Raw genomic sequence first — 8355 nt, 5'->3', positions numbered from 1 at the left:
CAACGACCAGTCCGTGAACGGCTCCAGCGCCGCCGCACACTCACCGATCCGCGCCGCGAACACCGGTGAAGCATCCAGCAGTCCCGCCGCCATCCCCAGCCACTGCGAACCCTGCCCCGGGAAGACGAACGCCGTCTTCCCCCCCACACTCACACCCTCGACCACACCCGGCGCCATACCACCGGCCGCCACCGCCGCAAGCCCCGCACGCAACTCCTCACGCCCACGACCCACCACCGCAGCCCGATGCTCAAGCCCCGCCCGGCCCACCCCCAGCGAGAACCCCACATCAACCGGCCGCACACCCCCACGCCCGTCCACCCACGCCAGCAACCGCCCGGCCTGCTCCCGCAACCCGGCCGCACTCTTCCCCGACAACGCCCACACGGCACCGCCACCGAACCCGACCACGGGCTCACACTCACCCGAGCCAGAGTCACCCGACGCCGAAGCCTCCTCCACCACCGGCGCCTGCTCCAGCACCACATGCGCGTTCGTCCCGCTGAAACCGAAGGCCGACACTGCCGCCCGCCGTGGACGGCCGGTCTGTGGCCAGTCGGTGTTTCGCGTCAGCAGTTCCACCGTGCCGGAGGACCAGTCGACGTGCGGGGTCGGCTCGCTGATGTGCAGGCTCGGCGGAAGCACACCGTGCCGCATCGCGAGCACCATCTTCATCACGCCCGCCACACCGGCAGCGGCCTGCGTATGACCGATGTTGGACTTCACCGAGCCGAGCAGCAGCGGACGGTCCCCGGCCCGGCCCTGGCCATAAGTCGCCAGCAACGCCTGCGCCTCGATGGGATCGCCCAGGCTCGTCCCCGTACCGTGCGCCTCCACGGCGTCCACATCGGAGGTCGTCAGACGGGCGTTGGCGAGCGCCTGACGGATCACACGCTGCTGCGAAGGCCCGTTGGGAGCCGTCAGGCCGTTGCTCGCACCGTCCTGGTTGATGGCGCTGCCCCGCACCACCGCCAGCACCGGGTGCCCGTTGCGGCGCGCGTCCGACAGCCGCTCCACCAGGAGCATGCCCACGCCCTCGGCCGGTCCGAAACCGTCGGCGTCCGACGCGAACGCCTTGCAGCGGCCGTCCGCCGACAGGCCGCGCTGTTTGCTGAACTCGACGAACAGACCGGGCGTGGCCATCACATGGGCGCCGCCGACGAGCGCCAGCGAGCATTCGCCGTTGCGCAGCGCCTGAACTCCCAGATGGAGAGCGACGAGTGAGGCCGAGCAGGCGGTGTCCACCGTGACGGCCGGGCCTTCGAGGCCGAACGTGTAGGAGACGCGTCCGGACATCACGCTGGCGGCGTTTCCGGTGCCCAGGTGGCCGGCGAAGTCGTCGTCGGCCTCCAGGAGCGCCGAGAGGTAGTCGGAGCCGTTGACGCCCACGAAGACGCCCGTCCGGCTGCCGCGCAGGGTGGCCGGGTCGACGCCCGCCCGTTCGAACGCCTCCCACGAGGTCTCCAGCAGCAACCGCTGCTGCGGATCCATCGCCAGCGCCTCACGCGGCGAGATCCCGAAGAAGGACGGGTCGAAACGCGTGGCATCCGCCAGGAAACCACCCTCACGCGTATACGTCGTCCCTTCCGCGTCCGGATCCGGGTCGTACAGCCCTTCCAGATCCCAGCCCCGGTCCACCGGGAACCCCGACAGCGCGTCCCCACCCGACTCCAGCAATCGCCACAGGTCCTCCGGCGACCGCACATCACCCGGGAACCGGCAGCTCATCGCCACGATCGCGATCGGTTCACGGGCCCGGTCCTCGATGTCCCGCAGCCGCCCGTACGCCTCGTCGAGATCCGTCGTGACTTTCTTGAGGTATTCGCGGAGCTTTGCTTCGTTCGCCATGGGGGCTTCCCTATACGGATGTCAGGTGGTCAGAGGGCGGTGGGTCAGCGGGAGCGGGCCGGCCGGGCAGCGGATCAGCTCGCGCCGAACCGCTTGTCGATGAAGTCGAAGAGTTCGTCGTCGCTGGCGTCCTCGAGGACCGCCGTGGTCTCGCCGGCGCCGCCGTCGCCATGGCGTGCCTCGTTCCACTGGGTCAGCAGCGACTGGAGCCGCACCGCGACCCGGGCGTGCGCCGCTTCGTCCTCCGTCAGGGCGAAGAGGTCGTCGGGCGCCAGCGCCGAGAAGGCGTTCTCCAGACGGTTCAGCTCCTCCAGTACGGCCGCCGCCTCCGGTTCCTCCGCGTCGGGCGCGACCTGCGTCCGCAGGTGCTGTGCCAGGGCGGCCGGTGTCGGGTAGTCGTAGATGAGCGTGGCCGGCAACCGCAGGTCCGTGGCCGTGCCGAGCTGGTTGCGCAACTCGACGGCGGTGAGGGAGTCGAACCCGAGCTCGCGGAACGCCTGCTCCGGGCCGACGAGTTCGTGCGAAGCGTGCCCGAGTACGGCGGCCACCTGGCCCCGTACGAGGTCGAGCACGGCCTGTTCCCGCTCGGCTGCCGACAGCCGGGCGAGCCGCTGCGCCAGGCCCTCGGCCGCGCCCTCGCCGGCGGTGACACCGTCCGCGGCACGGCGGCGGACCGGGGTGCGCACCAGGCCCCGGAACACGGGCAGGATGTCGCCGCTCGCGGCGGCGGCGCGGAGGGTGCCGAAGTCGAGGCGGAGCGGCACGAGGACCGCCTCGCTCGACTCGGCGTTCGTCCGGCAGGCGGCGTCGAACAACGCGAGTCCCTGGTCTGCGGAGAGCGGCAGGACGCCGCCCAGCGCCGCCCGGGAGCGGTCGGCAGCGGCCAACCTGCCCGCCATGCCCCGCTCCTCCGCCCACATGCCCCACACCAGAGACAGGGCCGGCAGTGCGTGGGCACGGCGGTGCCGGGCCAGCGCGTCGAGGAAGACGTTGGCGGCGGCGTAGTTGGCCTGCCCGGCGGCACCGAGCGTGCCCGCGGCGGCCGAGAACAGCACGAACGCCGACAGGTCCATGTTCCGGGTCAGTTCGTGCAGGTTCCAGGCGGCGTCCACCTTCGGCCGCATCACGCGCTCGACACGCTCGGGCGTCATCAACTCGACGACCCCGTCGTCCAGTACGGCGGCGGTGTGAACCACAGCCGTCAGCGGGCGCTCTTCCGGTACGGCGTCGAGCAGTTCGGCCAGCGCGGCGCGGTCGGCCACGTCGCACGCGGCGACAGTGACCTCGGTACCCAACTGACGCAACTCATGGCAGAGTTCGGTTATCCCCTCGGCGGACGTGCCGCTCCGGCTGACCAGCAGCAGGTGGCGTGCGCCGTGCTCGGCCGCCAGATGGCGCGCGAGCAGCCGGCCCAGACCACCGGTGGCACCGGTGATCAGGACGGTTCCTTCAGAGTTGATCCCGGGGATGACGGGGACGTCGGGGATGACGGGGACCTCGGGGATGACGGGTGAGTCGGAAGCCCGGGAGGCTTCGGAGGACGCGGAGGGCACGGCGGGCACGGCGGATGCGGCCGGTACGGCCGGCCCGGTCGCCCCGGTGGGCGCCGATTCGCTACGGGCCAGGCGCGGCGCGAAGGCCGAGCCGGACCGCAGGGCCAGTTCCGGCTCTCCCGACGCCACTGCCGCCGCAAGGGCGCCGTAGGAGGCGTCGGTCCTGTCGGTGTCGACGAGCACGATCCGGTCCGGGTTCTCCGACTGCGCCGACCGCACCAGGCCCCACACCGCCGCGTGCACCAGGTCGCCGGCGTCCTCATCGGCACCGGTGGCCACCGCGCCCCGGGTGAGGACGACCAGCCGGGTGGCGGCGAAGCGGTCACTGTCCAGCCAGGACTGGACGGCTCCGAGGACGCGGATGACGGCTCGCCTGACGTGGGCGGGCATGTCGTCGCCGGTGGGGGCCGGGGTGTCGTCGGCGTCGGAAACACAGGGCAGCACGATCACGTCCGGCGCCGGACGCCCGGCGGCCACGGCCTTCTCCAGCGACGCCAGGTCGTCGAAGGACTCGGCACGGACGCCTGCGGTCGTGAGGGATTCCGTCAGCGTGGTCGTCGGCTCGCCGGCAGGCAGTCCGCCGACAACCGCGTAGCCGCCGTGACCGGACGCTCCGGCCGAGACGTCGGACGTACGAACCGACGTGCGTACCCACTCGAGACGGAACAGCGCATCGCGGTGCCCGTAGTGGGCGTCCGCCGGCGAGGCAGCGGCCAACTGGTCGGCGGTGTAGGAACGCAGCTCCACGGACTTCGCCGACAGCACCGGGGTCCCGGTCGGATCGATGGCGGTCAACTCCACCGAGGCGTCGCCTGTCGGGGCGATCCGTACCCGGAGCGTCGTGGCGTCGAGGGCGTGCAGCGCGACCTCGCGCCAGGCGAGCGGCACGCTGCCCGGCGTCGGCCGGTTTCCGCCGGAGCCGCTACGGTGTGCCGTCACGAGCGCCGCGTCGAGCAGCGCCGGGTGCAAGGCGAACCGGTGGGCGCCTTCCCGCTGTTCGGGAGCGAGACGCACTTCGGCGAAGACGACGCCCTCGCGCACCCACGCCCGTTCCAGGGCACGGAACGCGTCACCGTGCGCCAGACCGGCGGCCGCCGACGCCTCGTACAGCGCCTCGACCGGCACGGCCTCGGCCCCGGCCGGCGGCCACACCTCCGCCATATCAGCCATGTTCGCCATGTCGGCCACGTCGATCACGGGCTCGGCTGCGGTGCGGGTAGCGGCGAGGATTGCGGTGGCGTTGCGCGTCCAGGGCGCGTCGGGCCGTGCTCCGTCGTCGTCCATGGTCCGCGAGTACACGGTGACCGTACGGCGGCGGACCGACTCCTCCGTCGCCCCGTCCCCGCCGCCCCCGGACTCGCTTACGGTCACGCGCAGTTGAACGCCGCCGCGGTTCGGCAGCACCAGCGGCGCGTGCACGTCGAGCTCGGCGAGCACCGGGCAACCGACCTGGTCCCCGGCATGGAACGCCAGCTCCACGAAGGCCGTCTCGGGCAGCACCGCCTGGTCCATGACCGTGTGATCGGCCAGCCAGGGATGGCTCTGCAACGACAGCCGCCCGGTGAACAGGCACCCGTCCGACTCCGGCAGTTCCACCGCGGCACCGAGCAGCGGGTGGTCCGCCTCGCCGATCCCCACGGATGTCACGTCGCCGAATCCGCTGAACGTGTCGACCCAGTAGCGGCGGCGCTGGAAGGGGTAGGTCGGCAGGTCGACGCGGTGGGCGCCGGTGCCTGCGTAGTACGCCTCCCAGTCGATCGCTACGCCCCGCGTGTGGGCGTGGGCGAGGGCGGTGGTGAGAGTTTCGGGCTCGGGGCGGTCCTTGCGGAGGAGGGGGAGGAAGGCGAGAGCGTCGGTGTCGGTGACAGATTCCTGGGCCAGTGCGGACAGGACACCGTCCGGGCCGAGCTCGATGAACGTGGTGACGTTCTCGGCTTCCAGGGTGCGGATGCCGTCATGGAAACGGACGGCTTCACGGACGTGACGGACCCAGAAGTCGGGGCTGGTGATCTCCTCGGCGGCCGCGATCGTGCCGGTCAGGTTGGAGACGACCGGGATACGCGGAGCCTCGTAGGACAGGCCCTCGGCGACCTTGCGGAAGTCCGCGAGCATGCCGTCCATGTGCGGCGAGTGGAAGGCGTGACTGACGGTCAGGCGCCGGCTCTTCCGCCCCTGGTCCTCGAAGGTGGCGGCGATGTCCAGTACGGCGCTCTCGTCGCCCGCGATCACGACCGAGGTCGGCCCGTTGACGGCCGCGACGCTCACCGCGTCCGCATCCGTGAGGTACGCGATGACCTCCTCCTCGGCGGCCTGGACGGCCACCATGGCCCCACCGCCGGGGAGTTCCTGCATCAGCCGGCCACGAGCCGCCACCAGCGCGCACGCATCGTCCAACGAGAGGACCCCGGCGCAATGGGCGGCCGCCAGCTCGCCGATGGAGTGGCCGGACAGGAAGTCCGGGCGCACACCCCACGATTCGAGGAGGCGGAACAGCGCCACCTCGATGGCAAACAACGCGGGCTGGGTGTACGCCGTCTGGTCGAGCAGCCCGGACACGTCCTCGCCGCCTCCGAACACCGCCTCGCGCACCGGCAATTCGAACCTGGCGAACACCTCGTCCAGGGCCCGGGCGAACACCGGATACGCCTCGTACAACTCCCGGCCCATCCCGAACCGCTGGCTGCCCTGACCCGTGAACAGCAGGGCCGTACGCCCCTCACCGGCCACGCCCCGCACCACCTGCGCCCCCGGCTCACCCGCCGCCAGCGCGGAAAGCCCCGCCAGCAGCACCTCCCGCGCGCTGTCGCCACCGTCACCGACGACCGCCGCGCGGACATCGAGCGCAGCCCGCGAGGTCGCCAGCGAGTAGGCGACATCCACCGGCCGCAGCTCCTCCCCACCGGAGATCACCCGCGCCCGCACCCGCTCCGCCTGAGCCCGCAACGCGGCCTCCGACTTCGCCGACAACACCCACAACGTGCTCGCGGACGGCGGCACGGGGGCCTGAGCAGTCTCCACAGACTCCTGTTGCTCGATCGGCGGTGCCTGCTCGAGCACCGTGTGGGCGTTGGTACCGCTGACCCCGAAGGACGACACGCCCGCCCGGCGCGGGCGCCCGGTCTCGGGCCACTCACGGTTCTCGGTGAGGAGTTCCACCGCGCCCGCCGACCAGTCCACGTGCGGCGACGGCTCGTCCACGTGCAGGGTCTGCGGCAACACACCGTGCCGTATCGCCATCACCATCTTGATGACACCCGCCACACCGGCGGCGGCCTGCGTGTGCCCGATGTTCGACTTGATCGAGCCCAGCCACAACGGCCGGTCCTCAGCCCGTCCCTGCCCATACGTGGCCAGCAGCGCCTGGGCCTCGATCGGGTCACCCAGTGTCGTACCCGTACCGTGCGCCTCCACCGCGTCCACATCCGCGGCCGACAGACCGGCGGACGCCAACGCCTGCCGGATGACGCGCTGCTGCGACGGACCGTTCGGAGCCGTAAGGCCGTTGCTCGCGCCGTCCTGGTTGATCGCCGAGCCGCGTACGACGGCGAGCACCGGGTGACCCTTGCGCCGGGCGTCCGACAGCCGCTCCACGAGCAGCATGCCCACGCCCTCACCCCAGCCGGTGCCATCCGCACCCGCAGCGAACGCCTTCACCCGGCCGTCCGCCGCGAGACCCCGCTGCCGGCTGAACTCGACGAACGCACCCGGTGTGGACATCACCGTCACGCCACCGGCCAGCGCGAGATCGCACTCGCCGCTGCGCAGCGCCTGGGCGGCGAGGTGCAGCGCGACCAGCGAGGACGAGCAGGCCGTGTCGACGGTCATCGTCGGGCCCTCGACGCCGAAGGTGTACGCCAGCCGCCCGGAGACGACGCTCGCGGAGTTGCCGGTGCTCATGAAGCCGTCGGTCGCCTCAGGCGAGTTGAGCACCAGTGAGAGGTAGTCCTGGCCGTTGGTGCCGATGAACACGCCGGCCTGGCTGCCGCGCAACGTCTCCGGGTCGATGCCCGCACGTTCGAAGGCCTCCCAGGAGGTCTCCAGTAGCAGCCGCTGCTGCGGGTCCATGGCGAGGGCCTCACGCGGCGAGATCCCGAAGAACGCCGGGTCGAACTCGGCCGCGTCGTAGAGGAATCCGCCCTCGCGGGCGTAGGAGGTGCTGCCGCAGTCCGATCGCGGGTCGCACAGCGAGTCGATGTCCCAGCCCCGGTCGGTGGGGAATTCGGAGATCGCGTCCCGTCCGGAGGCAAGAAGGTCCCACAGGTCCTCCGGCGACTCCACGCCACCGGGGAAGCGGCAGCTCATCGCGACGATCGCGATCGGGTCGTCCTCGACCATGGCGGCGGCCCTGGGCGCCAGGTCGGTGGCCGCCGCTCGGCTGGTTCCGAGGATTTCGGTGAACAGGTGGTCGGCGAGCGCGGTCGGCGTCGGGTAGTCGTAGATCAGGGTGGCAGGGAGCCGCAGTTCGGCCGCCGCGCCCAGCCGGTTGCGCAGTTCGACCGCCGTCAGGGAGTCGAAGCCCAGTTCCTTGAAGGCGCGGTTGGCACCGACGGTCTCGAGCCCGGCATGTCCGAGGACCGCCGCCACCGTCTCACGTACCAAGTCCAGGAGCGCGCGCCGTTGTTCGGGCTCGGGGAGACCGGAAAGGCGGTGCGCGAGGGAAGACGCGGAGCTCGGAACAGCGCGCGTGTCACCGGCAGGTTCGGTACTGCGCCGAACCGCCTCGCACGCCTCGGGGAGTTCCGCCAGCAACGAGGTCGGCCGTACGGCTGCGAATCCCGGCGCGAACCGTTTCCAGTCGACGTCCGCGATGGCCACCAGGGTGTCGTCCGTGTCCAGTGCCTGCTGGAGCCCCTCGATCGCGTCGGACGAGGCCATCGGCGGTACGCCGCCGGCACGCATCCGCCGCGCCAGGGCCTCGTCGGCGGCCATCCCGCCCTCGGCCCACGGCCCCCAG

At 71.8% G+C, this 8355-nt stretch carries 2 protein-coding genes; both read right to left on the bottom strand.

Translation table 11 applies throughout. The annotated features are described in order from the left end of the window. A partial coding sequence (locus IE217_RS34190; protein WP_190181857.1) for a type I polyketide synthase occupies positions 1–1848 on the bottom strand: 1848 nt, incomplete at its 3' end. 74 nt (positions 1849–1922) lie between these two features. After that, positions 1923–8355: type I polyketide synthase (locus tag IE217_RS34185; RefSeq protein WP_229865856.1), on the bottom strand; the 6433-nt coding region annotated here is incomplete at its 5' end.

The organism is Streptomyces naganishii JCM 4654 (assembly GCF_014650575.1).
GTDB lineage: Bacteria > Actinomycetota > Actinomycetes > Streptomycetales > Streptomycetaceae > Streptomyces > Streptomyces naganishii.
Note: the sequence above shows the minus strand (reverse complement) of the source record. Positions and strands in the feature narration are given on the sequence as shown.